The organism is Scytonema sp. PCC 10023 (assembly GCF_963920835.1).
Taxonomy (GTDB): Bacteria; Cyanobacteriota; Cyanobacteriia; order Cyanobacteriales; family Nostocaceae; genus Kalymmatonema.
On the sequence record NZ_CAWUDP010000352.1, the window covers coordinates 1 to 586 of the forward strand.

The following is a 586-nucleotide window of genomic DNA, read 5'->3' on the forward strand; positions in this document are numbered from 1 at the left end:
TAGATTTATCCAACAATGTCACTGCACAGACGCAAACAACACAACCTTCTCAACCGAATCTAGATAGCACAAGCATTGAGACATCGCTACAAAATGCATCAGTGCTACCAACACTCATACCTAATGTATCAACAACTGCCCCACCCACTTTGGGGAATGAATCCACAGTGATGCGGCAGTTCCTCAACGCGGAACAAGGGATAGCCCCCGATTCTCCAACTGTTGTACCTACACCAGATATATTAACTCCAGTTGAACAATCAGATGTACCCAACAATGTCACCACAGAGGCACAACCTCAACCCAGCATTTTAGATTTATCCAACAATGTCACTGCACAGACGCAAACAACACAACCTTCTCAACCGAATCTAGATAGCACAAGCATTGAGACATCGCTACAAAATGCATCAGTGCTACCAACACTCATACCTAATGTATCAACAACTGCCCCACCCACTTTGGGGAATGAATCCACAGTGATGCGGCAGTTCCTCAACGCGGAACAAGGGATAGCCCCCGATTCTCCAACTGTTGTACCTACACCAGATATATTAACTCCAGTTGAACAATCAGATGTACCCAA

Annotated in this window: 1 protein-coding gene; it reads left to right on the plus strand. The window is 45.2% G+C overall.

All coding sequences use genetic code 11. The features are described from left to right. Positions 1–586, plus strand: a 586-nt coding sequence (locus tag ACM0OZ_RS49175; RefSeq protein WP_414590212.1) for a hypothetical protein, incomplete at both ends; no start/stop codon positions are given.